The organism is Glutamicibacter nicotianae (assembly GCF_002797775.1).
Taxonomy (GTDB): domain Bacteria; phylum Actinomycetota; class Actinomycetes; order Actinomycetales; family Micrococcaceae; genus Glutamicibacter; species Glutamicibacter nicotianae.
The window spans coordinates 1,651,052-1,676,054 of the sequence record NZ_PGEY01000001.1 but is presented as its reverse complement, the minus strand read 5'-3'; the positions used below and the strand labels follow the sequence as shown (position 1 = coordinate 1,676,054).

The 25,003-nt window shown below is 61.8% G+C and carries 19 protein-coding genes; 13 read left to right on the top strand and 6 right to left on the bottom strand.

Annotated features, from left to right (window positions below; all coding sequences use genetic code 11):
• The first annotated feature begins 59 nt into the window (after window positions 1-59).
• Genes hemQ through hemL form a run of 6 tightly spaced genes read left to right on the top strand, consistent with a single transcriptional unit; the run spans window position 60 to window position 6,079 of the window.
• The gene (gene hemQ / locus ATK23_RS07660; protein ID WP_066141334.1) at window positions 60-746 is read left to right on the top strand and encodes a hydrogen peroxide-dependent heme synthase; all 687 of its coding nucleotides are present in this window, start codon (window positions 60-62) and stop codon (window positions 744-746) included.
• Window positions 743-1,948, top strand: a complete 1,206-nt coding sequence (locus ATK23_RS07655) for a ferrochelatase (protein WP_066140452.1) — start codon at window positions 743-745, stop codon at window positions 1,946-1,948. Before hemQ ends, ATK23_RS07655 begins: the two co-directional genes overlap by 4 nt.
• Window positions 1,945-2,919, top strand: coding sequence for a hydroxymethylbilane synthase (gene hemC / locus ATK23_RS07650; RefSeq protein WP_066140450.1), 975 nt, complete (start codon window positions 1,945-1,947; stop codon window positions 2,917-2,919). The genes ATK23_RS07655 and hemC overlap by 4 nt, the downstream gene beginning before the upstream one ends.
• Window positions 2,920-2,928: 9 nt before the next feature.
• Window positions 2,929-3,753: a uroporphyrinogen-III synthase gene (locus ATK23_RS07645; protein ID WP_066140448.1), complete on the top strand. Its 825-nt coding sequence runs from the start codon at window positions 2,929-2,931 to the stop codon at window positions 3,751-3,753.
• Between the two features lie 31 nt (window positions 3,754-3,784).
• Window positions 3,785-4,768, top strand: a complete 984-nt coding sequence (gene hemB, locus ATK23_RS07640; protein ID WP_066140446.1) for a porphobilinogen synthase — start codon at window positions 3,785-3,787, stop codon at window positions 4,766-4,768.
• Between the two features lie 3 nt (window positions 4,769-4,771).
• Window positions 4,772-6,079, top strand: a complete 1,308-nt coding sequence (gene hemL, locus ATK23_RS07635; protein ID WP_066140442.1) for a glutamate-1-semialdehyde 2,1-aminomutase — start codon at window positions 4,772-4,774, stop codon at window positions 6,077-6,079.
• A gap of 185 nt (window positions 6,080-6,264) precedes the next feature.
• Here hemL and ATK23_RS07630 read toward each other — a convergent pair whose 3' ends face one another.
• The 4 genes from ATK23_RS07630 to ATK23_RS07615 form a co-directional block, all read right to left on the bottom strand.
• Complete coding sequence (locus ATK23_RS07630) at window positions 6,265-7,113, bottom strand: MetQ/NlpA family ABC transporter substrate-binding protein (RefSeq protein WP_038990585.1); 849 nt, start codon at window positions 7,111-7,113, stop codon at window positions 6,265-6,267.
• A gap of 102 nt (window positions 7,114-7,215) precedes the next feature.
• The gene (locus ATK23_RS07625) at window positions 7,216-7,881 is read right to left on the bottom strand and encodes a methionine ABC transporter permease (RefSeq protein WP_066140440.1); all 666 of its coding nucleotides are present in this window, start codon (window positions 7,879-7,881) and stop codon (window positions 7,216-7,218) included.
• 3 nt (window positions 7,882-7,884) lie between these two features.
• Window positions 7,885-8,877: a methionine ABC transporter ATP-binding protein gene (locus tag ATK23_RS07620; protein ID WP_066140437.1), complete on the bottom strand. Its 993-nt coding sequence runs from the start codon at window positions 8,875-8,877 to the stop codon at window positions 7,885-7,887.
• 246 nt (window positions 8,878-9,123) lie between these two features.
• Complete coding sequence (locus ATK23_RS07615) at window positions 9,124-9,807, bottom strand: 3'-5' exonuclease (protein WP_066140434.1); 684 nt, start codon at window positions 9,805-9,807, stop codon at window positions 9,124-9,126.
• An 88-nt stretch (window positions 9,808-9,895) separates the two neighbouring features.
• Between ATK23_RS07615 and ATK23_RS07610 the strand changes: the two genes are divergently transcribed.
• Genes ATK23_RS07610 through ATK23_RS07600 form a run of 3 tightly spaced genes read left to right on the top strand, consistent with a single transcriptional unit; the run spans window position 9,896 to window position 16,808 of the window.
• Entirely contained in the window at window positions 9,896-10,285 is a 390-nt protein-coding gene (locus ATK23_RS07610; protein ID WP_066140431.1) for an MGMT family protein, read from the top strand.
• Window positions 10,282-13,494, top strand: a complete 3,213-nt coding sequence (locus tag ATK23_RS07605; protein WP_066140428.1) for an ATP-dependent helicase — start codon at window positions 10,282-10,284, stop codon at window positions 13,492-13,494. The genes ATK23_RS07610 and ATK23_RS07605 overlap by 4 nt, the downstream gene beginning before the upstream one ends.
• Window positions 13,491-16,808 carry an ATP-dependent helicase gene (locus tag ATK23_RS07600; RefSeq protein ID WP_066140425.1) on the top strand — a complete coding sequence of 1,106 codons (3,318 nt, stop codon included), beginning with the start codon at window positions 13,491-13,493 and terminating at the stop codon, window positions 16,806-16,808. Before ATK23_RS07605 ends, ATK23_RS07600 begins: the two co-directional genes overlap by 4 nt.
• A 24-nt stretch (window positions 16,809-16,832) precedes the next feature.
• Here ATK23_RS07600 and ATK23_RS07595 read toward each other — a convergent pair whose 3' ends face one another.
• Entirely contained in the window at window positions 16,833-18,143 is a 1,311-nt protein-coding gene (locus tag ATK23_RS07595) for a phosphotransferase (RefSeq protein ID WP_083515573.1), read from the bottom strand.
• A 166-nt stretch (window positions 18,144-18,309) separates the two neighbouring features.
• Between ATK23_RS07595 and nudC the strand changes: the two genes are divergently transcribed.
• The 3 genes from nudC to ATK23_RS07580 all read left to right on the top strand — a co-directional run bounded on the left by nudC (window position 18,310) and on the right by ATK23_RS07580 (window position 22,098).
• Window positions 18,310-19,239, top strand: coding sequence for an NAD(+) diphosphatase (gene nudC / locus ATK23_RS07590; RefSeq protein ID WP_066140423.1), 930 nt, complete (start codon window positions 18,310-18,312; stop codon window positions 19,237-19,239).
• Window positions 19,236-21,359 carry an ATP-dependent DNA helicase UvrD2 gene (locus ATK23_RS07585; RefSeq protein ID WP_066140417.1) on the top strand — a complete coding sequence of 708 codons (2,124 nt, stop codon included), beginning with the start codon at window positions 19,236-19,238 and terminating at the stop codon, window positions 21,357-21,359. The genes nudC and ATK23_RS07585 overlap by 4 nt, the downstream gene beginning before the upstream one ends.
• A 127-nt stretch (window positions 21,360-21,486) precedes the next feature.
• The gene (locus ATK23_RS07580; protein ID WP_245858329.1) at window positions 21,487-22,098 is read left to right on the top strand and encodes a M48 family metallopeptidase; all 612 of its coding nucleotides are present in this window, start codon (window positions 21,487-21,489) and stop codon (window positions 22,096-22,098) included.
• Window positions 22,099-22,161: 63 nt separating this feature from the next.
• On the opposite strand, the gene ATK23_RS07575 is transcribed toward ATK23_RS07580, so the two are convergent.
• Window positions 22,162-23,586 carry a zinc-dependent metalloprotease gene (locus tag ATK23_RS07575; protein ID WP_066140414.1) on the bottom strand — a complete coding sequence of 475 codons (1,425 nt, stop codon included), beginning with the start codon at window positions 23,584-23,586 and terminating at the stop codon, window positions 22,162-22,164.
• A 181-nt stretch (window positions 23,587-23,767) separates the two neighbouring features.
• Here ATK23_RS07575 and ATK23_RS07570 point away from each other — a divergent pair, with 181 nt between their 5' ends.
• Window positions 23,768-24,883, top strand: a complete 1,116-nt coding sequence (locus tag ATK23_RS07570) for a YlbL family protein (protein WP_157066362.1) — start codon at window positions 23,768-23,770, stop codon at window positions 24,881-24,883.
• The last annotated feature ends 120 nt before the right edge of the window (window positions 24,884-25,003 follow it).

Sequence of the window (25,003 nt, the reverse complement as noted above, 5' to 3'; positions counted from 1 at the left end):
CGAAACCAGATCAAGGAGAATATCAAGTGAGCAACGCACCGGAGCATAATTCCCCAGTTATTCGCGAACGCGAAAACGCAGGAGAAAACCCGACGTTCTTCTACACTCTCTGGACCATTTTCAAGCGTTCCGACATCGTTGAGCGTTCCGAGGCGGCTGCCGCTGAATTCGATGCACTGGTCTCCGAGCTGGCCGCCGAAGGCGCCACCGTCCGCGGCATCTACGACGTATCGGCCATGCGCGAAGACGCCGACCTGATGGTCTGGGTGCACGGGCCATCGGCCCAGCTGCTCCAGGCTTCGATGCGCAAGATCCGCCGTTCGGCCCTGCTGGCAGGCACCGAGATGGTGTATTCCACCATGGCCGTGCACCGCGAAGCTGAATTCGCCAAGGACCACTCGCCGGCGTTCGCCCGCGGGGTGGCCGCCAAGGAATGGATGACCGTCTACCCGTTCGTCCGCTCCACCGAGTGGTACACCCTGGACCCGGCAGCCCGCGGCAAGATGCTGCGCGACCACGGCATCCTGGGCCGCGAATTCCCCAACGTGCTGGCCAACACCGTGGCCGCGTTCTCCTTCGGCGACTACGAATGGCAGATCTGCCTGGAAGCCGATGACATGATCGACCTGGTCGACATGATGCGCCACCTGCGCTACACCGAGGCCCGCCACCACGTGCGTGAGGAGACTCCGTTCTACACCGGCCGCCGCATTTCGGCAGCCGAAGCGCTCGAGGTGCTGAAGTGAGCCAGGCCTTCGATCCCCGCGAGGGATATGACAGCAGCGGCCAGATGATTCCCAAGGCCTACGAGGCCATCCTGCTGGCATCCTTCGGCGGCCCGGAGGGGCAGGATGATGTCATCCCGTTCCTGCGCAAGGTCACCGCGGGCCGCGGCATCCCGGATGAGCGGCTGGAAGAAGTGGCGGTGCACTACCGCAAGAATGGCGGCGTCTCGCCCATCAACGCCCAGAACCGCGCGCTGAAGGCAGCGCTGGAAGCCGAATTGGCCGACCGCGGCATCGACCTGCCGATCTACTGGGGCAACCGCAACTGGCATCCGTTCATCGACGACACGCTCAAGCAGTTGGCAGCCGACGGCCACCGCAAGGTGCTGCTCATGGGCACCGGCGCATACTCCGGCTACTCGGCCTGCCGCCAGTACCGCGAGGATGCCGGCATGGGCCTGGTCAACACCGGCCTGGACGGCGTGGTGGAAGTGGACAAGCTGCGCCAGTTCTTCGACACCCCTGCCTTCATTGCTCCTTTTGTGGATTCCTTGCGCACCTCGCTGGCCAACGTGCGCGCCCAGCTGGCCGAAGCAGGCAAGGAAGACGGGGCGATCAAGATCGTCTTCGTCACCCACTCCATTCCGATGTCCGATGCCGAGGCCGCTGGGCCCGAAGGCATCCGGGGCGAGGGATACGAGAATCTCTACACCCGCCAGCACCAGGCGGTAGCCAACGGCATCCTGTCCCAGGTGGAAGAAGCCCAGGGACTGGAGCACAGCCTGGTCTACCAGTCCCGCTCCGGGGCACCGCATGTGCCATGGCTGGAACCGGATATCAACGATGCGCTGGAAGAAGATGCCGCAGCCGGCATCGCCGGTGTCGTGGTGGTGCCCATCGGCTTCATCTCCGATCACATGGAAGTCATGTGGGATCTGGATACCGAAGCCAAGGACACCTGCGCGGAACTGGGCCTGGCCTTTGACCGCGTCGCCACCCCGGGCACCCACCCCGGGTTCATCTCCGGCCTGGTCGACTTGGTTGAAGAACGCCTCGCCGGTCCCGACGGCAAGGCCTTGCGCCCAGGACGCGCCTCGGTGGTCGAGGGCGGCCCATGGTTCGACGTCTGCCGTCCAGGCTGCTGCGAAAAGCGCGCGCTGGATGGAACCCTGCGCCCGACCATCGGCGCCGTCGACTCGGAAGTAGGTGTGCCGGCACCATGAGCGAAGCATTCCGCGTAGGAACCCGCGGCAGCGCGCTGGCAACCACCCAGACCGGGTGGGCCGCCCAGCAGCTGGCCGAGATCTCGGGTCTGGAGGTGCAGACCGTGCTGGTCAAGACCGAAGGCGATGTGGTGACCGGTTCGCTGGCCACCCTCGGCGGCACCGGGGTCTTCGCCGCCGCGTTGCGCCAGCACCTCCTAGATTCCGGGTGCGACCTGGCCGTGCACTCGCTCAAGGACCTGCCCACCGCGCAGCCCGAGGGCCTGGTGCTGGCCGCCATCCCGCCGCGCGAGGACGTGCGCGATGCGTTGTGCTCGCGCGACTCGCTGGGCTTGGACCAGCTGCCGCAGGGCGCGAAGATCGGTACGGGTTCGCCGCGCCGCGCCGCCCAGCTGCTGGCCTACCGCAGCGATTTGCAGATTGTCGATATCCGCGGCAATGTCCCCACCCGCTTGGGACGAGTCAAGGGTGTCGGGGAGACCTTGGATGACGGCAGCGTGGGACGCAGCACCCAGGGCGACCTGGACGCGGTGATCCTGGCGGCAGCCGGCATGCGCCGGTTGGGCTTGGAGAAGCACATCACCGAGTACCTGGATCCTGCCATCATGCTGCCGGCCCCGGGGCAGGGCGCGTTGGCGCTGGAAACCCGTACCGCCGGCTCCGGCCACAAGTCACTGGATGCGGCGTTGGCGCAGTTCGACGATGCCGCCACCCGCATGCAGGTCGAGGCCGAACGCGCGCTGCTGGCTGAACTGGAAGCCGGGTGCGCCGCCCCGATTGGCGCCTTGGCGCATATCGAAGGCGATGAGCTGGTCCTCGAAGCCGTGGCCTGCAACCCCGACGGCTCGCAGACCATGCGCCGCAGCGCCCGCACCGAGGCCAGCTCTGTTCAATCGGCGCAGCAGCTGGGCCGTTCGCTGGCGCAGTCGATGATCGCTGACGGCGCGGCCGTCGTCGCCGGACTGGCCTAGTCCCAGCAGATGGCCTACCAAGCACTGATCCTGCGCAACCCGGCACGCGCCGCGGCCACCGTGCAGGAATTCGAGCAACTGGGCATCATCTCAAGGTGTGCCCAGCTGATCGATACCGTCTGGCCCGAGGACCGCAGCCAGCTGCACCGCATCGGCGAAGAACTGGTGGCCGGCCGCTTCAGCTGGCTGGTGTTCACCTCGGTGAATACGGTCCATGTTGTTGCACAGGTGCTCGATGGCCGGCAGCTTCCCGCAGATCTGCGGATTGCCTCGGTAGGCCAGAAAACCACCGGCGCAATTGCCCGGCTGCTGGGCCGGTCGGTGCACTTCCAGCCGGCCGAGCAGTCTGCGGCCGGGATGGTGGCCGAATGGCGCCTGGAAGCAGGGGCGCGGATCTGCTATCCGCATGGGGACCTGGCTAGTTCCACGCTGGCTGACGGGCTGGCCGAGCATCCGGTCGAGGTCAGCGAATGCATCGCCTATGAAACCGTTGATGCCGGCCGTGGCGGCCAGCCGGTCACCGAAGCAGTGGCCGCCCCGGGGATCAATATCCTGCCGGCGGAGCAGATCGGTGCCACACTGGAAGAGCTGGACCTGGTGGTCTTTTCGGCCCCGAGCGTGGTTCGCCGCTTCATCCAGCTGGCAGGGAGCCGCTTGCCGTCCCGGACGCAGGCCATCGCCATCGGCAAGCCGACGGCCGCGGCCATGGAACGCGCCGGGCTGCCCGTGCATGCGATTTCCGCGCAGCCCACGCCGCAGGGCCTGGCCCGTGCGGCCCAAGATTTGCTCCGGCGCACCGGTCCTTCCGGTGCCGCGGAGCGTACCGCAGAATAAGAAGTTATTGAGAACTGGAGAAAGAGGAGCCATGGGTTTCCCCCAGCATCGCCCGCGCCGGTTGCGGCAGAATCCTGCGATCCGCCGTCTGGTGGCCGAAAACGAGCTTTCGGCCCGGCAGCTGATTCTGCCCGCCTTCGTGCGCGAAGGGCTGAGCCACCCCAACGAGATCACCTCCATGCCTGGGGTCTACCAGCACACCATGGATTCGCTGAAGGCGGCCGCCAGCAACGCGGCCGAACTCGGGCTGGGCGGCATCATGCTCTTCGGCATCCCCGAGGAACGCGATGAGAACGGCTCGGCCGGAATCGACCCGCAGGGCATCCTGAACCAGGGCATCGCCGCCGTGCGCGCCGAAGTGGGCGACGAACTGGTGGTCATGTCCGATGTGTGCCTGGATGAATTCACCTCGCACGGCCACTGCGGCGTGCTCGACGAGCACGGCATCGTGGACAATGACGCCACCCTTGAAATCTATGGCCAGATGGCCGTGGCGCAGGCCGAGGCCGGCGCCCACATGCTGGGTCCCTCGGGCATGATGGACGGCCAGATCGGCGTCATCCGCCAGGCCCTGGACACTGCCGGACGCCAGGACGTCTCGATTCTCGCCTACAGCGCCAAGTACGCCAGCGCCTTCTACGGCCCCTTCCGCGAAGCCGTGGACTCCCAGCTGGTGGGGGACCGCCGGACCTACCAGATGGATTCGGCCAACCGGAGCGAAGCAGTGCTGGAAGCAGAGCTCGATATTGCCGAGGGAGCCGACATGATCATGGTCAAGCCGGCCATGAGCTACCTGGACATCGTGCGCGACATTGCCGATATCTCCCCGGTTCCCGTTTCCGCCTACCAGATTTCCGGCGAGTACTCGATGATCGAGGCTGCCGCGGCCAACGGCTGGATCGACCGCAAGGCCTCCGTGCTCGAATCGCTGCTGTCGATCAGGCGCGCCGGTGCCCAGCAGATCCTCACCTACTATGCAGCCGAAGTTGCCGGCTGGCTCAAGGAAGGCAAGTAATAAATGTCGAACTCTGAAAAGCTCTTCGCCGAGGCCCGCGAGGTCATGCCCGGCGGCGTGAATTCCCCGGTGCGTGCCTTCGGCTCGGTCGGCGGCGTTCCACCGTTCATGGTCGGCGCCAAGGGCGCGTACCTGAGAGACGCCGACGGCAAGGAATATGTCGACCTGGTCTGCTCGTGGGGTCCGGCACTGCTGGGCCACGCCCACCCGGAAATCCAGGCAGCCGTGCACGCGGCGGTGGACCGCGGCCTGTCCTTCGGCGCATCCACCCCGGATGAGGCCAAGCTCGGCGCGCTGATCAAGTCCCGCATGGGCGGGGTGGACCGCGTGCGCATGGTCTCCACCGGCACCGAAGCCACCATGACCGCGGTGCGCCTGGCCCGTGGCTACACCGGCCGCGACCTGGTCATCAAGTTCTCCGGCTGCTACCACGGCCACCTCGACGGCCTGCTGGCCGACGCCGGCTCAGGTGTTGCCACCCTGGCCCTGCCGGGTTCCGCCGGGGTCACCGCAGCCACGGCGGCAGAAACTCTGGTCCTGCCCTACAACGACCGATCGGCCATCGAGGCGGCCTTCGCGGAGCACGGTGCGAACATCGCCGCGGTGATCACCGAATCGGCTCCGTGCAACATGGGAGTTGTCGTTCCCGAAGACGGCTTCAACAAGTTCCTGCAGGAAACCACCGCCAAGCACGGCGCGCTGCTGATCCTCGACGAGGTGCTTACCGGCTTCCGCGCATCTTCCTCGGGCTACTGGGGTTTGACCGGAAAGGAAGAGGGCTGGAACGCAGACCTCTACACCTTCGGCAAGGTCATCGGTGGCGGCCTGCCTACCGCTGCCTTAGGCGGACGCGCCGAGGTCATGGACTACCTCGCTCCGCTGGGCCCGGTCTACCAGGCAGGCACCCTGTCGGGCAACCCGGTGGCCATGGCCGCCGGCATCGCCCAGCTGACCCACGCCACCGAGGACGTCTACGCGCACCTGAACAAGCAGTCCGAGGCGCTGCAGACCGCGATCACCGAGTCTTTCAACGCCGCAGGCCTGGATCACTCGATCCAGCGCGCAGGCACCTTGTTCTCGGTAGCCTTCGGCACCTCCGAAAAGGGCGTGCACAACTACGCCGATGCGCAGGGACAGGAAGCGTTCCGCTACGCACCGTTCTTCCACTCAATGCTGGACTCCGGTATCTACCTGCCGCCTAGCGTCTTCGAGGCATGGTTCGTCTCGGCAGCCCATGATGATGCGGCGATGGAGAAGATCTTCGCTGCCCTTCCAGCAGCGGCCCAAGCTGCTGCGGCCGCTACGGCTTGATCGTAGTCACTGGAACGAAAGGCTAGGCCTGGCAGGCACCGCGCGGTGCCTGCCAGGCCTAGCCTTTTAATTGCTGCTGTTCCATCCCGGACAGCGGCGGGAAACGCGACTGCCCGAGCTCCTTGCAAGGAACTCGGGCAGTCGCGGATCACGCAGGGACTACGCCCCGTGGCTGGAAAACCGGATTAGAAAGCGGCGATAACGCTGCCGTCGGTCCAGGTCTTCTCGATGTAGTCGCGGACCTCATCGGAGTGCAGCAGCTCTTCGAGCTTCGCAATTGCAGGAGTTTCTTCGCCGTCGCGCCAGGTCAGGAAGTTGGCGTTCGGATTGTTCTCGCCGGATTCCTGGGCAAGAATTTCATCCTTGTTCAGCTTCGCCTGGACGATGTAGTTGCCGTTGATAACTGCCAGGCCGATGGAGTCATCGGACTTGTAGTACTGGACGACCTGCTCTGCGTTGGCGTCAGTGATTTCCAAGTTCAGCGGGTTCTTGTCCTTGTTGCCATTCACGGTCAGCAGGGAGTCGTCATCGCTGAGGTTCTGCAGCAGGCCAGCTTCTTCCAGTACACGCATGCCGCGGATCTGGTTCACCGGGTCGTTGTTCAGCAGCACCTTGGTGCCTTCGGCGACATCCTTCGGGTCCTGGAACTTCTTCGAGAAGACGGTCATCGGTTCCACGTGCACGCCCGCGCCGTGCGCGAACTCGTAGCCCTTTTCCTTCATTTCGGTAGCCAGGTAGGCCTCGGTCTGGAAGTAGTTGGCATCCAGCGAGCCGTCGGCAAGTCCTGTGTTCGGCGTGACGTAGTCGTCGATTTCCATGACGTCCAGGTCGATGCCGGCATCCTTGGCCAAATTCTCATCGATGAAGTTCAGGATGTCTGCCTGCGGGACCGGGCTGGCGCCCACCTTGATCACCGTAGGGTTTGCTGGATCCAAGGTAGCTGCGGTGTCTGCAGTTGGTTCGCTGCTGCCGCAAGCGGCCAGGGCGAATGCAGTGGCAACACCGGTGATGGCGAGTGCGAGTTTCTTGCGCATAACTTGTCTTTCCTTAGGTAGAGCCGTGAGGCACAATGCCAGTGGTTGGCCGTGTCCTCAGCGATTCGACGGCTCCGCCGGATCAACCGGCGGAAGTTCTAATTAGCGGTGATCAACCTTGCGGGCAATGGCATCGCCGATTATTTGCACCAGCTGGACCATGATCACGATAATCACGATGGTCGCAAGCATGATGGGCATGTTGTAGCGGACGTAGCCGTAGTTGTAGGCCAGACGGCCCAAGCCGCCGCCGCCTACGAGGCCGGCCATGGCGGAGTAGCCGATCAGGGTCACCATGGTGGTGGTGACCGCCGAGATGATGCCGGGCATGGCTTCCGGAACCAGGACCTTGCGAATGGTTTGCAGCTTCGTTGAGCCCATGACCAGGGCAGCATCGACCTTGCCGCTATTGACATCGCGCAGGGCGGTTTCCACCAGGCGGGCAAAGAACGGGATGGTGCCGATAGTCAATGACACGGAGGCGGCGATCGGGCCCAGCGCGGTGCCGATGAGCATCGCGGCGAATGGGATCAGGGCAACCATCAGGATGGCGAACGGGATGGAACGGGTGATGTTCACGATCACCGTGGAGAGAATCGCGTTCAGCCAGCGCACGGGCGCCAGGCCGCCCTTGCCGGTCACATGCAGCAAAATGCCCAGCAGCAGACCGATGACGACGGTGATCACACCAGAAATCACGACCATCTGCAGGGTTTCGACGGTCGCTTGGCCAACGGCCTTGAGCACGGTGGGGGTGAAGAAATCCATTGCTTACTTGGCTCCCTTCACGGTAACGGCGATGCCGCTGGACTTCAAGTAGTTCACGATTGTCTCCAGGTCCGCGTCGGGAGCCAGTTGCAGGCGCAAGTGCGCGTACTGCTGCTGGCCGAGCTGCTCAACGGATCCGGCCAAGACATTGACATCGGTGTTGAACATGCGCGAAATGGAAGAGATGACTGGTTGGGTCGCCTGGTCGCCGGTGTAGAGCAGATCGAGGATCGGGCCCTCACCGTCCACGCGTGGTGCATCGCCCGGAAGCGGGAGCAAAGTGGAAGCCAGGCTTCCTGCGGCGTTGGTAATGACCTGCTCGATGTTGCCGTGCTCCACGATCTTTCCGGCTTCAAGCAGCGAGACGGAATCGCAGGCCTGCTTCACGACATGCATTTCGTGGGTAATGATCAGCACGGTGATGTTCAACCGATCGCGCAGCTTCTTGACCAAATCGAGAATTTCGTCGGTGGTCTTCGGATCCAGTGCACTGGTCGGCTCATCGCAGAGCAGGACATCCGGATCGGTTGCCAGCGCCCGGGCGATGCCCACGCGCTGGCGCTGGCCACCGGATAGCTGGGATGGGTAGCCCTTGGCGAACTTGGACAGTCCCACGAGCTCCAGCAGTTCGGCGACCTTTGCGTCGATTTCCGCCTTGGGCGTGCCGACTAGCTCTAGCGGGTAGGCCACGTTCTGCTCGGTGGTGCGCGAATCGAAGAGGTTCGCGTGCTGGAACACCATGCCAATTCGACGCCGCGCGTTCCGCAACTCGTCGGGGCTGACGTTGGTCAGCTCCTTGCCGTTTACCGCGACGGTCCCGGAGGTGGGCTGGTCGAGCAAGGTCAAGCAGCGGACGAGAGTGGATTTACCCGCTCCGGAATGTCCGACAATGCCATGAATTTTCCCGGTAGGGACTTCAAGGCTGACACCATCAAGGGCAACAACATCTTTGCCGTCTTGCTGGTAGACCTTGCGCAGGTCACTAACTGTGATCACTAGGCGTGTTCCTTCAGATTCTCATAGGGTGTAGAGAGTACCCTCTATTGAATCACTATCGAACAAAATCGCCCGAATCAAGGGAAAACCGCGGTCAAGATTCTTAGTATGAGGACTTAGTAGGCAAGCCTTCGAATATAATTTGCTGAATTATGACAGAAAATGAACGTTTGACTTCCGCATAGTGGTCCTCGCGCCCAGCGTGACCTATGTGAAATGGCGCACAGGAAGCAGGATCTCTTGAAGTTACGATTCCGTGATGGGCCACGCACCATCGACAACCGCTTCGGGCTTCGTCTTGCGCAGGTATTTCTGGAAACTTTCGGCCTGCTCTTTTGCCCAGCCAATCTGCCAGCCGTGCAGGACCATCGGATCCACTTGCAGCTGCGGGTAGCGTTCTCCCAATTGGCGGGCAACCTCCACGCAGGCGATGGCATCAGCCAGAGACGTGTGCGCGTTTTCAAGGACTACGCCGTAGAACTCGCACGCCGCGGCCAGGGTGCGCTTGCCCTTGCGGAATTTGTCGACCTGCTTGTCAATGATGAACGGATCGATCACATTGCCCGGGAAGAACGGTTCGAGGTCGTAGCGAACGGCTTCGCTATAGAGGACCGAAAAATCATAGGAAGCGTTGAATGCAACAATCGGCGCTTGCTCAGAGGCGAACTTCAGCAAATTCAAGATCTCCTGCACCGACTGCTTCGCCGGGGCGCCTTCGGCACGAGCCTTCTCGGTAGAGATTCCGTGAACTGCGGCTGCAGCCTCCGGGATCTCGACCCCGGGGTTCACCAGCCACTCGCGGTTGTTCACCACCTTGCCCTCAGCGTCGAGCAGCACCACCGAAGCGGTCACGATGCGAGCCGTGTTGGTATCAACGCCAGTAGTTTCCAGATCAAAGCCAATCGCCAGGCCCTTATGCCATTCAGTCATGGATACAACGCTACAGCCAACGCATGACAGGACAGCCCCGCGCATTGCGTGTTGTGGAGGACTGCAAGCTAATTGGCAGAATAGGGCTATGACATCTGACGCAGCCGAAAAGCCTCTGGACTATTCCGAGGCGGTGCATCGACTCGCGGCGATGGTCCCCGCCGGTGCGGTGATCAGCTACAAGGACGTAGCGGAACTACTCGGCAGCGGGGGAGCACGCCAGGCCGGCAAAGCGATGGCCAGCGCTCCGGCCGGGACGCCGTGGTGGCGGATCATCCGTTCCAACGGTTCCCTGACCGAGGCACTTGCCGAAGCAGCGGAACAGCACTGGATTTCCGAAGGGCTGGCCGTGCCAGGCCGGCACGTGAACATGGCCAAAAACCGCTGGAACCCCAGCGAAACGGCCTGGGGAAAAATAGATGCACTTCGTTCCGCGCTGGGCAACCCCAAAATGTCCGAGATGGGTGATCAACTATGAGTATGGAAGAAACCCGAACCCAGTCCCGAGAGGACACCGCCAAGCTGCGCGGCCACCTGCATCCGGTGAAAGGCCCGGTGCTGGTCACCGGGGCGCCGGGTACGGGAAAAACCAGCCTGCTCATCGACACCGCGGTTGCGCATCTGGACACCGGCCTTGACCCGCAGTCCCTGCTGATCATCGGCCCAACTCGACTGGCCGCAGCCTCGATCCGCGACGAGCTCAGCCGCCGAGCCGAGCGGACCTTCACCGAACCGATAGTCCGCACCTGGTCGGCCTATGCCTTCGATTTGATCCGCCGCGCTCGCGTCGAAGGGCTCTTGCCCCAGCTTGAACGGGTTCCCCGACTGCTCTCCGGACCGGAACAGGACACACTGATCGGGCACCTGCTGGAAGGGCATGCTGCGGGGCTCACCGAAGGCCCGCCGTGGCCAAGCGAGCTGGCGCTGGCAGTGGAGACTCGCGGCTTCCGCAAGGAGATCCGCGAGTTCTTCGACCGTGTCTCCGAGCTCGGATTGGAACCTGCCGACATCGCCGACCTCGGCCAGAAAGCCAACCGTCCCGAATGGCACGCTGCGGCGCTGTTCTACCAGGAATACCGCGACCTGCTGGATTTGGGCAGCGCCGAGGCATTCGACCCGGCCGGGCTGATTACCCGTGCGGCGGAAATCCTGGAAGACAACGAGGCGTTCCTGCACGCAGAGCAGGATCGGCTGGCCCTGATCCTCGTGGACGACCTGCAAGAAGCCACCCTGTCGCAGCACCGCTTGCTGGCGCTGCTCGGCAAGGACCGCGCGCTGGTTGCCTTCGCGGCACCCGACAGCGTAGTCCAGGGATTCCGTGGTGCACGCACCGATGAATTGCACCGTTTCGCGCAGAATTACGCGAGCACTGGCGAAGCAACGAGCCTTGAATTGACCCATGGTTATCGCATGTCCGGACCGATCACCGAGGCCTGGCAACGCATCGTCAGCCGCATACCGCTGGCAGCAGGCTTGAGCGGACGGGCCATCGAGTCGATGAATACCCCGGAGCATGCGCTCTGCGAGTCGTTGGTCTTCGAGAATTCCACGCTGGAAGAACGGTTCATCGCCCAGCGGATCGTGCAGCTGAACCTCTACGAAAACCGCAGCCTCGAGGATATCGCGATCGTGGTGCGCAACGGTTCGCAGGTGCGATCCTTGAGCCGCTTTCTCGAGGGCCAGGGAATCGGCGTGCAAGTGCCACCGGCTGAAATTCCATTAAAGGACGAGGGCGCGGTCCGCCCGCTGCTTGACCTTCTGTCTTTGGCATTCAGCGATTCCGTCGCTGACGATCCGTTGCTGATGCAGAACTTGCTGCTCTCGCGCTACGGGATGAGCACCGCGTTGGAAATTCGGCGGATCCGCCAGCTATTGCGCCAGCAGGAAGCCACGGCAGGCGGACGCCGCTCCAGCCAGGAACTGCTTGAAACCTGCCTGCGTGAACCGGCCATGGCCGAGAATCTGGGAAAGCCGGGGTACGGGCTGCAGCGCCTGCTGAAAATGTACGCTGCCCTGCAAGCGGAACTGGCCAGCGGAACCGCTACACCGGAAACAGCGCTCTGGGCAATGTGGGAAGCTTCGGGCCGTGCCAAAGCCTGGCGCGACGAGGCTCTGGGGGCCGGAACCGCCGCCCGCCGGGCTGACCGTGACCTGGACGCTGTCCTGTCGCTATTCCAAGCCGCAGAGCGTTTCGTGGACCAGCTCCCCGGAGCCAGCGTCCAGCAGTTCATTGAGCACATCCTGCACCAGGAACTGCCCATGGACTCCCTGGCCACCCGTGCCGCCGGCGGGCAAACCGTCACGGTGCTCACCACCGCGGCAGCCGCCGGGAAGCAATGGCCGGTGGTGTTCATTCCCGGGCTGCAGGAAGGATCCTGGCCCAACCTGCGGCTTCGAGGCGAGCTGCTCGGCTCCAATGCGCTCGCCGATGCCGCGGAGCACGGCATTGAGTTCCTGGCCACGCGAACGCCTACGCATTTGGTGCGCCAAATCCGCAACGACGAATTGCGCAGCTTCAGCAATGCCGTCTCCCGTGCCGCCGACCAGCTGATCTGCACTGCGGTGGACAACGAGGACAGCCAGCCATCCTCCTTCCTGGACCTGGTCGAGCCGCCGGGACCAGAAGGCAGGAAGCCCACTGCGGTTCCGCGCATCCGCTCGCTTCCGACCTTGGTGGCTGAGCTGCGCAGCACCGCGGAAAGCGCCAAGGCGGCAAGCCTCGGGGCAGTTCCGGCCGCGGACGATGCCGATGCGCAGAGCCTGTACCAGGATGCCGTCCACGTGCTGGGGCGCCTGGCGCATGCGCAACCCGCTGTGCGCGGAGCGCATCCCGACACCTGGTGGGGACTGCGCGAGCTGTCCACCCAAGGCCCGGTGATTCCACAGGACCAGCCCCGGCGGGTATCGCCATCCAAGGTGGAAACCCTGGTCAAATCTCCACTGAACTGGTTCGTGCAAAGCGCCGGTGGCACCGCCGCCCACGATTTCGCGGCATCCCTGGGCACCCTGATCCACTCCATTGCCGAAGAGCACCCCGAGGCCAACGGACACGAATATGAGCAGATCCTCGAACAGCGCTGGCCGGAACTGGAAAAACCGGAAAACTGGGAGGGCCAACGGGACTTCGACCGCGCCAACGCCATGCTCAAGAAGTTCTCAGCCTACTGCGTCACCATGCGCCAAGAAGGACGCGAATTGGTGGCCCGGGAAATGCCATTCCAGCTGGAGGTACCAGCCCCTGACGGCACGCAGATCCAGCTTCGCGGAATCATTGACCGCGTGGAAGCCGGCGCCGACGGGAACGTTCGGGTCGTGGACCTGAAAACAGGGTCCACCGCACCAACCAAGGACGCGACCTTGGAGCACCCGCAGCTGGGCGTCTACCAAACCGCAATCCAGCTGGGCGCATTGCAAGAGCACGAGGCAACTGCAGGGCTTTCCGATGAGCCGGCCGGCGCGTCCTTGGTCTACGTGGGTACCAGCACCAAGAGCGCCTCGGTGCGAGAGCAACCATCCATCGGCGAAGCGGACTGGGCCCGCACGCTCATCTTCGAAGCCGCCGCCCTGATGGGCAACAGCGAATTCATCACCCGGCACGTTTCGGGAGCCGCCGGGATACTGGGCAACTGCACGCTGCCTGAAATCTGCCCGTTATGCGCCCAAGGACGACAGGTTACCGAACCATGAGCAATATCAGATTCACCCCGGAAGAGCTCTCAGCAGCGCTCGGCGAGCAATTTCCGCCCACCGCCCAGCAGTCCGAAATTGTCGCCGCGCCGCTGGAACCCATGCTGGTCATCGCCGGCGCCGGCTCGGGCAAGACCAAGACCATGGCGGACAAAGTCGTCTGGCTGGTCGCCAACCAGTTGGTCAGGCCGGAACAAATCCTCGGCGTGACCTTTACACGAAAGGCCGCCGGAGAGCTGTCGGTCCGCATCCGCGCCAAGATCGCCCAACTGGTGTCCACCGGGCTGCTCAGTGCCGAAGAAACCCGCGACTTCCTCGATCCTGCGGTATCCACCTACCACTCCTACGCCAACACGCTGGTCCAGGATCATGGGCTGCGGCTTGGCCTTGAGGAAGACAGCGCCTTGCTGGGCGCGGCCCAGTCGTGGCAGGTGGCGCACTCGGTGCTGGAACGGTACACCGGCAATTACGAGCATCTGAACAGCGCCACCAGCACGTTGATTGATGCCATCGTCTCCTTCAGTTCCGAAGCCTCCGAGCACCTGGTCACCGCACCACAGGCGCACCAGTGGATCGATCAGCTGGTGGCACGCCTGCGCAGCCTGCCGATGGACGCAGAAAAGCCGAAGAAGCCGACCCAGGCAGCCCTTAAGCTCATCGACAAGCTGGCCTCGCGTGCCACGATCGCCGAGCTTGCCGAGGAGTACGCGCAGGAAAAGAAGCGCCTCGGGGTGATGGACTATGGCGATTTGGTAGCCCACGCGGCGCGTATCGCCCAAGAGGTGCCGGCGGCTGCGCTCGCCGAACGGGAGAGCCACAAGGTGGTGCTGCTCGATGAATTCCAAGACACCTCGCACGCGCAGATGGTGCTCTTCTCGCAACTCTACGGCGAGGGCCATCCGGTTACCGCAGTAGGCGACCCCAACCAGTCAATCTACGGATTCCGCGGGGCCAGTGCCGGACAGCTGTTCCGATTCCCGGAAGTCTTCCCGATTGTCCGGGACACTGGCCGGGAAGTTGCCCATGTAAAGCACCTGACCATCGCATGGCGCAACACCGTCAACGTGCTTGCCGCAGCGAATAGCATCACTGCTGGCGGACCGCAGCATCAAGGTCCGGTCTCGGTCAAGCCGTTGGATTCCTCCGCGCATGCCAAGGCCGGCCGGGTGGTGCTTAACCGCTGTGCGACGGTTCGCGAAGAAGCGGAAGCCATAGCGGACATGATTGTTGCCGAGAATCGGTCAACTTCCGAGCCGAAAACCAGTGCAGTGCTCTCGCGCAATCGCACCCAGCTGAGCATCATGGGCGAGGTGCTTGCCGAGCGCGGCATCAAGTACCAGCTCGTGGGACTTTCGGGATTGCTCAGCACCCCTGAGCTCACCGACCTGGTCGCATGCCTGCACGTGCTGGTGGACCCGCTGCGCTCGGATAAGCTCATGCGCCTGCTGGCAGGAGCCCGCTGGCGCCTGGGCGCCTCCGACCTGATGGCTTTCGCAGATTGGTCCCGCCAGCTGGAACGGCGGCGGGCCCGCGGCCTGCAGCCAGATCCGGCCGAAGACGAAGAAACGCCAACCCCGGACGAAGCAGCCGCTGAAGCTGCCCGCGCCGAACTCAACGATGCCGCTAGCCTTGTCGAAGCATTGGACTTCCTGCCCAAGGAAGGCTGGAAAAGCAATGACGGCCGGAGCATCAGCGCTGCCGGCTACGAACGGCTGGCTGCCTTGCGCGATGAATTGGCAAGCTTGCGGCTGGTGGCCAATGATGACCTGGAGACCCTGGTTCGCGAGACCGAACGCGCCATGAACCTGGACATCGAGGTGGCCGCCCGCCCGTGGATTTCCCGAGACAAGGCACGCGCCAATCTCGACGCCTTCGCCGATGTGGTGCGCGAATACTGCCGCAATGCGCCACGTGTCGAGCTGGCTGGATTCCTGATGTGGGTGGAACAGGCCGCCGAAAAGGAAAAAGGCCTCCCGCTGCCCAGCGAAGATGCGGATCCGGCCGCTGTACAGTTGCTGACGGTTCACGCTTCCAAGGGATTGGAATGGGACATCGTGGCGGTGATGACCCTGAACGACGGGGTGTTCCCGGGTGCCAAGTCGGATCGCTGGACCAGCGGCGACAAGGCGCTGCCCTGGGAACTTCGTGGCGATGCCCGCGACCTGCCCCAATGGGACACCGAGCAGCCGGCCCTGAAGGAGCTGCTGGAAGCCGAATCGATCTTCAAGGGCCAGGTCGAAGACCATCATATTGCTGAAGAACGCCGCCTGGCCTATGTCGCGGTAACCCGCGCCAAGTCCCTGCTGATTTGCAGCAGCAGCGTCTGGACGAGCACCCGCACCAAGCCCACCGAGGCCTCGGAATTCTTCAACTGCCTGCTTCCGCTGACCGAAGGCGAAGACCCCCAGGCTGAAATCGGCCTCTGGGTGAAGGATGAGGAAGCTCCGGAACAAAACCCGAGCACGTTGACACCCCTCGAAGCGCTGTGGCCCTACGACCCGTTGGAAGGTCCCGTGGTCACCGGGGGAGTGCAGAAGACTCCCTATCCGTACTCACGCCGCAAGATCATTGCGGATGTGGCGGAGGATCTTGAATCCATTCCAGCCGACTATGAGCCGTTGACCGGTATTGGCCAGCAGTGGGCTGAAGAAGCGGAGAAACTCCTAGGCCAGCGAGAGTTCTTGGCTGTTCGTGAGCGCAGCATCGAGGTACCAGAGCATGTACGAGCTTCATTGTTTGTCGAGCTGGCCGAAGACCCGGTAGGCGTGCTGGAAAACCTTCGGCGCCCGGTGCCACGTCGCCCGGGCCTGGCGGCACGGCGAGGTACCGCGTTCCACGCCTGGATCGAGGAGTTCTACGAGAAGACCTCCATGCTGGATCTGGGAGACCTGCAGGAACCAGCCGATGGCTATCTTGACGAAGCACTGGACCTCGAAGCTATGAAGGAAGCGTTCCTGGCGAGCGAATGGTCCAAGCTGCAGCCCGCCTACGTCGAGGTGCCCTTGGAGACCCGTGTGGGTCCGGTCGCTGTGCGCGGCCGCATAGATGCCGTCTTCCAGATGGATGACGGGACCTGGCTGATGCTGGACTGGAAAACGGGCCGGGTACCGAGCGGCAAGGATTTGAGGAGCAAGCTGGTCCAGCTCGCAGTGTATCGCTTGGGCTGGTCACGCCTGCACGGAATCCCGCTGGAGGAGATCAAGGCCGCCTTCTACTATGTGTCGGCGGGCATCACGATCCACGCGGAGCATCTCTCCGATGAGCAAGAACTGGAACAGATGATCAGCAGTGCATTCGAACAGCTCAACGGCTAGCGGCCGGAGGATGCCGGGAAGTGCCTACTTCCCGGCATCCTTGGCAGGCTCGTTCTCGTCTCGAGCAGGCTTCTTCGCGTCGGCTGTCCCATCTGCAGACGGCGGTGCTTCCGCTGCCTCTTTCTCCTGATCGGCGGGCTTTTGCCCGGGCTCCTGCTTCGATGGGGTGCTGCTATCTGAACCAGCCTCGTCAGCATCCGCAGTTGGCTGATCCGCAGATTCTCCGGAATCCTGCTGGTCCTGTGGCGAGGCGCCCTGGGGCGTTGCGGACTTCGGCGGTTCGGCGGCCAGGGCAGTGACCTTGTCGGTGTTGATGCTTGGGGCGGTGATCGCCACCGGTTTTTCCGGAACCTTCTGGGACGAAGTTTCCGGCTGGGCAGCCAACGGACGCGGGGCCTCCACGACCGACAACGGCTGGCCGCCATACTCGGCAATGTTCTGGTCCAGTTCTCGAAGCATCTCCTCGGCCTCGGCGATGCGTTCGTAGTCCTTGGAATCCAAGGACTTCACTAGCCACTGCGCCAAAGCGAATTCTGCGGCCAGCGCGGCGCGGCGCATGATGTGCGGATCGGCGGCCTTCCCGCGAGCTTCGACGTAGGCGGAGAACACGCGCTCGCTGAAGCTCTGGTCTTCGATGGCTGAGAGCCAAGCGAAGTCATCTGCTGGGTCGCCGACATGCAAATCGGTCCACCCTTTGACCGCAGTGATGCTGGAATGCGAAATCTGCAACTGCTCTTCATCGAAGTCGCCGTGAACTACGGCAGCGTTGAAACGCCACAGTGCCACGTCCTCCATGGCGTGTTCCCAGCGGCGCAGCAAACGGCTTGGCACCTTGCCGGTCGCCGCTGCGGTATCCAGCTCGTTGAGCTTGCGCTGGCGGATCTCGTCGGCGGTATAGGTCGGCAAACCTGCAACTTCGACTGCTTCATCGGGAATCTGGTGGATGGCAGCCATGCAATTGCCCAAGGACTTGGCCAGGTTGCTGCCCACATCAACCAGTTCGTCGAGGCTAGGAACATGACCGGGCATGTCCTTGTAGACAAAGGTCCGCAGTGGGCCCTGGCGCACTGTACCGGCTACGGCTGGCAAGGAAAAAGGCAGTGAAGCGCGGACCTTGGCTGAAAAAGCGCGCAAGGCCGAAAGTTCGGCTTCCAAGCGCATGCTTGCTTCATCGTGGCGAGGTGAACGGACGCGCCAGCGATGCTTGAGTGCGTCGACGACCAATGCTGAATCAAAGTCTTCCGCATCGTCGGACAGCGCCGCGAAGCCAACCGGGGTCAATCCGGGGACGGCGGCGGTGGCAATTGCGGCGAGTTCCATGGCAGTGCGTTTCACAAGTTCCACCGTATGCGAGATTCTCTTTTCTATCGTTGAATGACGCACGGAATATGGCGGGATTCACCGGCAACGTTCAGAGTTGCGATGAATCTCATTCATCAACTGCAATCCACAATGAGAATGCATCAAGATTCTGGGGTGTAATGTGCATTAGGTTAGAGGTATGGCTCTGGCAGAAATTTATCGAACCCCGCTTACCGGACTTCACTTCGGGCAGTCGCTGATCGAGCGACCGCTGACCGAAAAGCAGGATCCGACGCTTGTGCCGAACCTGTTGAATCAACCCAGTACAAAGGTGCTGCTGATCAGTGGCGCTGGCGCGGCAACTTCCGGAACTGAACTCTTCTTCCTCGACGGAACGCAGTATCGTGCGAAAGACTCTGAACGCCAGGTGTATTTGGGGCGCGCGGCAGGCACCGAATACGTGTTGGCTATCGTTGATGCCGAAGATTATGCCACCAGTGGTATTGACCGCTGGGTGACTTTGCGTGAAGGTTTCACCGTGCTTCGCGAACTGCATGCAGAACTTTTCGTGGAAGCGCAAGCGATCGCCAACTGGATTCGTTCGGAGAAGTTTTGTCCGCGTTGCGGATCGCCAGTCGTGGCAGCCACCTTCGGCTGGGGCCAGCGCTGCGTAGAGAATGACCACGAGCTTTTTCCACGCACCGACCCGGCAATCATTGCCTCGGTGATAGACAGCCAAGATCGACTTCTGCTGGGATCCAATGCCACCTTCAAGCACCGGATGTATTCGGTGCTGGCAGGATTTGTCGAGGCGGGGGAGTCCCTGGAGTCTGCCGTGCGCCGCGAGATTTATGAGGAATCTGGCGTGCGCGTTGGCGATGTCGCCTACCGCGGTTCCCAGCCCTGGCCAATGCCGCGTTCTCTGATGCTTGGCTTCGCGGCTGAAGCCCTGAGCGAAGAGCTGGTTCCCGACGGCGCAGAAATCATGGACCTTCGCTGGTTCACACGAGCTGAACTGCGTGAGGCCCTGGAATCAGGAACAATAGATATACCGCGTGGAGTCTCGATAGCCCACGCATTGATCCGTACGTGGTACGGCGAACCCCTTCCGGAGGCCCTGAGCAAGTGACCGAGTACGACAATCCGCCAGCAACCGATTTGCTAGCGGGACTGGATGCTGAACAGCGGCAAGCAGCTGAAACCCTCAGCGGTCCACTGTGTATTCTGGCAGGCGCAGGAACCGGAAAGACCAGAGCCATTACCCACCGGATTGCCTACGGCGTGCATACCGGCATCTACAACCCGACCAGCGTTCTGGCTCTGACCTTCACCACTCGTGCTGCCGCAGAAATGCGCACCCGCTTGCGTCAGCTCGGCGCCCCCGGCGTGCAGACGCGAACTTTCCACGCGGCGGCGTTGCGCCAGCTGCAGTACTTCTGGCCGCAGGCCATTGGCGGAACCCTGCCGAACCTGGTTGAGCATAAGGCCCCGTTGATCGCAGAAGCAGCGCGTCGTCTGCGCATTTCCAGCGACCGTGCCATGGTCCGTGATCTTGCTGCCGAAATCGAGTGGGCCAAGGTGTCCATGCACACACCTGAGAGCTATGCCAAGATCGCAGCATCCCGCGAACTGCCCAACGGTCTTGAATCAGTCAGCATGGCTCGAATCTTCCAGACCTACGAAGAGCTTAAAGATGACCGCGGTGTGATCGACTTCGAGGATGTGCTGCTGCTGACCATTGCGATTCTGGAAGACAACGAAAAAGTCGCAGCCAGTGTACGCCAGCAGTACCGCCACTTTGTCGTGGATGAGTATCAGGACGTGTCGCCGCTGCAGCAGCGGCTCCTGGATCTCTGGCTCGGACAACGCAACGAGCTGTGCGTGGTGGGCGATGCCTCCCAGACCATTTACTCGTTTACCGGTGCGCGCCCTGACTACTTGCTGAACTTCAGTGCACGCTTCCCGGAGGCGAAAGTCGTGAAGCTGGTCCGCGATTACCGTTCCACACCTGAAGTGGTCAATTTGGCTAACAAGGTGCTGGCTAACCGGCGCATTGAATCCCAGGTCCCAGACCGCCATGTCACCTGGCCAGAACCGCTGGAACTCATCGCGCAACGCGACCACGGTCCAGCCCCCGAATTCTTTGAAGCGACTGACGACGAAAACGAAGCCGATGAAGTCGCACAGCGGATCAAGCAGCTGCTCAAAAACGGCCAGGACATTTCCGAAATTGCCATCCTGTACCGCACCAACGGACAGTCCCAAGCCTTTGAGCAGGCTCTGACGGGACATTCCATTCCCTATGTGATGCGTGGCGCAGAACGATTCTTCTCCCGCCGCGAGGTGAAGGAAGGCATGCTCGCGCTGCGGGCCGGCTTGAGTGTTGCCGCGGATGCTCCGGTCGCGCAGATGGTACGCGATATCCTTTCCTCGCATGGCTACTCGGTGAACGCTCCGAGTGGCGGCACCGGTGCAGTGCGCCAGCGTTGGGAGTCGATGTCGGCACTGGTTCGCCTGGCCGATGAAGTCGTTGCTTTCAAGAAAGAACAGGACATCGATGCCACGCTGCACGATGTGGTCAAGGAGCTCGAAGACCGCGCGGCGATCCAGCACGCGCCGACGCTAGATGGCGTCACTTTGGCGTCCTTCCATGCGGCTAAGGGGTTGGAGTGGGACGCCGTATTTCTTGTCGGGTTGAACGAAGGCTTGGTCCCGATTTCCTATGCCAAAGACCAAGCGGGCTTCGACGAAGAACGGCGCTTGCTGTACGTGGGCATTACCCGTGCACGGAAGCACCTGTACCTGTCCTGGTCGCTTGCCAGGACGCCGGGTGGACGTGCGCACCGTTACCCATCGCGATTCCTGGATGGGATTAAATCAGTACGCCAAGCCAGCAGCAGGCAGCAGACCAGCTATCGCAAGCGTGAACAGAAAATCACGCCAGCCGTCTGCATGACCTGCGGCTCGTTCTTGACCAGTGCGAAGGAGCGAAAGCTTAAGCGTTGCGCCTCATGCCCGGCCGCTTATGATGAGGCACTGTTCGAGGAGTTGCGTGAATGGCGATCGGAAGTTGCCCAGTCCAATGCGGTCCCGGCTTTCGTCATCTTCACCGATGCAACCCTCATGTCTATCGCGGAGCACCAGCCGGATTCAATCCAGGGATTGTCGAAGATTCCAGGAGTGGGGCGCAACAAGCTTGAACGATATGGTGAGGCGGTATTGGCGGTCGTTGGCGAGCGCCGCGCCTAGGGTTCTCCACAGCCGGTGTACCGGAGGCGAAGTGCTTCGGGCCCCGGGCTTAGCTTAATGAGATGACTCAGTGGGTGGATAGGACGATCCGCTTCACTGCCAGAATCGAGGAATGGGGCGCTGTGCCATGCCAGCTTTTCCAAATACTGTCGACTTCGTAGCGCCGGACGAAATTCCCGTGCGGATTCTCCGTTCAGCCAAGCGCAAGAAAACTATTTCATCCCAATGGCGCGATAATCGGCTGATTATCCAGGTTCCTGCGGCGCTGGACGAAAGAACGGAACGTGCCTTCGTTGAAGAGATGATCGCGAAGTATCGCAAGGGACGCCAGGCACGCACAGCTGGTCTTACCGATGACGCGCTGGCACACCGTGCTGCGTCGCTCGACCAGCAGTATTTTGCCGGCAAGGCCGCGCCGCAATCGGTGCGCTGGGTAGCCAACCAGAACAAGCGCTGGGGCTCGGCTTCATATCGGCAGCGCAGCATCCGCTTATCGGTCACGTTGCAGCATATGCCCAGCTGGGTGCAGGACTATGTGCTCGTCCATGAATTAGCGCATCTCGTGGCTCCTAGTGCCGGCCACGGACCAGGATTCCAGGCGTTGCTGAACCGATTCGAACGCAGAGCGCATGCGGATATTTTCTTAGAGGCCTTTCACGCCGGATACAACGCCCACGCCAAGGAACTGGGCCGTGACGAAGATGAGCTGTCCGGTTTCGGCCATGACGAGGAACAGTAGTCCAACACAAAAAGGAGGGGTGTGCACGTGTGCACATCCCTCCTTCGATGTCTTAGCACCTAGTCAGCTCTTTGGATTCTCTGGCTTACCAGGATCGTCGTCCTCGGAATCGGATTCGACATTGTCGAAACCGCCGTCCAAGAGCTTGCCCAACGCCGCGTCGAAGTCATCGAACTCGGTTGCGGCAACTTCACGGCGATGCGTAAACCCCTTGGGATCGGTGAGATCTTCTGCAGTAGGCATCAGGTCAGGGTGGTCCCATACGGCGTCACGGCCGTCGATACCACGCTCATCGTACAGATGCTCCCAGAGTGCAGCCGCTTCACGAAGCTTGCGCGGGCGCAGTTCAAGGCCAACCAGAGATGCGAAAGCGGTCTCCGCCGGACCACCGGATGCACGGCGGCGACGCATCGTCTCGCGCAGGTGGCCGGCAAATGGCAAGTTCTGGGCAGCCAAGGAAACTACGTGGTCAACCCAGCCTTCGATCAATGCCAACGTCAGCTCGAGGTTCTCAAGAGCTTTCTCCTGGGCTGGGGTGCGCTGCGGGGTGAATATCCCTTCGCCCAGCATCGACTGCAGGGCTTCCGGGTTGGACGGATCAATGCCGCGTACGGCATCTTCGATTCGCGACATGTCGATGTGGATGCCGCGAGCGTAGGATTCGACGGAGCCAATCAACTTGGAGCTCAGCCATGGCACCCGGTTGAACAATCGCGTATGTGCGTTCTCGCGCAGAATCACATACAGCAGGACTTCCTGCTCCGGGATTTCAAGGCCGTCGCCAAACTTGCTGACATTGGTCGCGATAATTCCGGGAGTGGTTCCTGCCAGCGGCAAGCCGATATCGGTGCCGCCAAGAACATCGGTTGCCAAGCCGCCCAAAGCAGCGCCCAGCTGCATGCCGAACATGCTGGCCCCGAGGTTGCGGAACATGCCATCGGCGTTGCCGAGCATGCCCTTCATCTCTTCGGGAATCTGGTCTTTCATCGCGGTGGTGATGGCCTTGGCCACGGACTCGGCAACAGGTTCGGTGACCTGCTTCCACGTGGCCAAAGTCTTGTCGTACCATCGTTTGCGAGTCCACACCTCTGTCGCGTGGCCGTTCGACTCGAACACCGTGGCGTTATCCAGCCACAATCCCGACAGGTTTGAAGCATCGCTGATGGCGCTGTTCCGCGCTTCGGAAACAGCAGGATCATCGCTGGCATATGCCTGCAACGCTGTGTCGGATGCAAGCTTCCAGTTCACCGGACCAGAAGAAGCGTTATTGCTCATCATCGCGGTCATCATGGCCTGGGCCTGCTGCATCATTTTCTGCATCGCAGCCGGATCGCCTTGAGCGCCAAGGGCATCACGAAGCTGCGGCGGGAGGTCATTCGGGTCGAATCCGCCACCGAAGAGCTGACCAAACATCGCAGAAAATGGGTCCTGCGGATTGTTTTCGTCGTCATCGCCGTTTGGGCGGTTGTTCGGGGGGTTCTGTGCCATGCCTTTAAAACTACCGCGAGCGCCTGATAGTTCCCATCAATCTGGGCTCCAGTTCGCTTTCGGCACATCGAATACGCCTTGGTGCTGATGTTTTTAGACCCATGGCTTCAGTAGGCTAAGAGTGGGGATGTCTGCGAGGACGGATCCGCGTATTTTTTGACAGTTGGCGGGAGCAAGATCAGTGCACGTACGGGAACCACAAGACTCGACTCAGGAGCCAGGTAATTCCGGCCGTGCTCCTCAAGGTTCCAAAACCATGAAACGCACCAGTTCCGGCATCGTTGCACTGCTCCTGATCGGCGTAATGATGTTTCTCCCCACGCATTTCATGATCCGATCGCCGGGCCCCGTGTTCAACACGTTGGGCGAGGACAACGGACACGATGTGGTGTCCATCAAGGGGGCCGAATCATACCCTTCGGACAGTGTATTGGACCTGTTGACCATTTATGTCCAGGGTGGCGGGCAGAACCGGATTACCATTCCTGTCGTGCTCGAAGCACTGATTAATCCGGCCAAGGATGTCGTCCCCGAAGAAACGATTATTTCCCGTGGAGTCTCCTCGGAAGAAAAGAATGAGCAAAACGATTTCCTGATGACTTCTTCGCAGGACTTGGCTGTAGCGGCGGCGTTGACCGAGCTCGGCAAAGACTTCACCGAATGGCTGACAGTCGCGGACTTCTCCGCCGACACGAATGAAAAGGTGCTGGAACCGAAGGACCGCTTGCTGGAGTTCGAAGGGGAGAAGATTACTTCGCTGGAGCAGCTGAAGGAGAGCCTGAACGACCACGGGGCAAAACCAGCAACCCTTACCGTCGGCCGACCGGATAAGCATGGTGTCTACAGCAATGTGGACGTCACCGTGCATACCAAGGAGGCCGAGAATGGCGAACGCCAGTTGGGTGTCTTCTTGGGTAGTGAATACGAGTTCCCCATCGACGTGAGTTTCGGGTTGGAAAACGTAGGCGGTCCGAGCGCCGGGATGATGTTTGCCTTGGCGATCATTGACCGCTTGACTGAAGGCTCGCTGGCGGGGGACCACCACATTGCCGGCACCGGCGAAATTTCTGCCGATGGTGCGGTCGGTCCGATCGGTGGCATAGCCCAGAAGATGGTGGCAGCCAAGAACAATGGGGCGACGGTGTTCTTGGCACCAGCCGATAACTGTGCTGAAGTCATTGGCCGAGTTCCCGCCGGACTCGATGTCATCAAGGTAGCGACCCTGTCGGAGGCCCGCCATGCCTTAGAGAAAATCGCCAATGGGCAAGACCCGGCGACTTTCACGACATGCGAATAGATTTAGCCGTGCATCAAAGGAAGAATTGATGCAAGGAAACCAATCTCGTGCATAACGCCCGTTCATGAATTAGGTACACGAGTTCTCCCGTTGGAAACGGCGGGAAGAACCCAAAGTAAG

Excerpts from the sequence above, each read along its gene's own strand:
- hemC (WP_066140450.1), top strand. The coding sequence starts at position 1,945 with ATGAGCGAAGCATTCCGCGTAGGAACCCGCGGCAGCGCGCTGGCAACC.
- ATK23_RS07580 (WP_245858329.1), top strand. The coding sequence starts at position 21,487 with ATGCCAGCTTTTCCAAATACTGTCGACTTCGTAGCGCCGGACGAAATT.
- hemB (WP_066140446.1), top strand. The coding sequence starts at position 3,785 with ATGGGTTTCCCCCAGCATCGCCCGCGCCGGTTGCGGCAGAATCCTGCG.
- ATK23_RS07575 (WP_066140414.1), bottom strand. The coding sequence starts at position 23,586 with ATGGCACAGAACCCCCCGAACAACCGCCCAAACGGCGATGACGACGAA.
- ATK23_RS07630 (WP_038990585.1), bottom strand. The coding sequence starts at position 7,113 with ATGCGCAAGAAACTCGCACTCGCCATCACCGGTGTTGCCACTGCATTC.
- ATK23_RS07605 (WP_066140428.1), top strand. The coding sequence starts at position 10,282 with ATGAGTATGGAAGAAACCCGAACCCAGTCCCGAGAGGACACCGCCAAG.
- hemL (WP_066140442.1), top strand. The coding sequence starts at position 4,772 with ATGTCGAACTCTGAAAAGCTCTTCGCCGAGGCCCGCGAGGTCATGCCC.
- ATK23_RS07645 (WP_066140448.1), top strand. The coding sequence starts at position 2,929 with ATGGCCTACCAAGCACTGATCCTGCGCAACCCGGCACGCGCCGCGGCC.
- ATK23_RS07625 (WP_066140440.1), bottom strand. The coding sequence starts at position 7,881 with ATGGATTTCTTCACCCCCACCGTGCTCAAGGCCGTTGGCCAAGCGACC.
- ATK23_RS07615 (WP_066140434.1), bottom strand. The coding sequence starts at position 9,807 with ATGACTGAATGGCATAAGGGCCTGGCGATTGGCTTTGATCTGGAAACT.
- ATK23_RS07610 (WP_066140431.1), top strand. The coding sequence starts at position 9,896 with ATGACATCTGACGCAGCCGAAAAGCCTCTGGACTATTCCGAGGCGGTG.
- nudC (WP_066140423.1), top strand. The coding sequence starts at position 18,310 with ATGGCTCTGGCAGAAATTTATCGAACCCCGCTTACCGGACTTCACTTC.
- ATK23_RS07600 (WP_066140425.1), top strand. The coding sequence starts at position 13,491 with ATGAGCAATATCAGATTCACCCCGGAAGAGCTCTCAGCAGCGCTCGGC.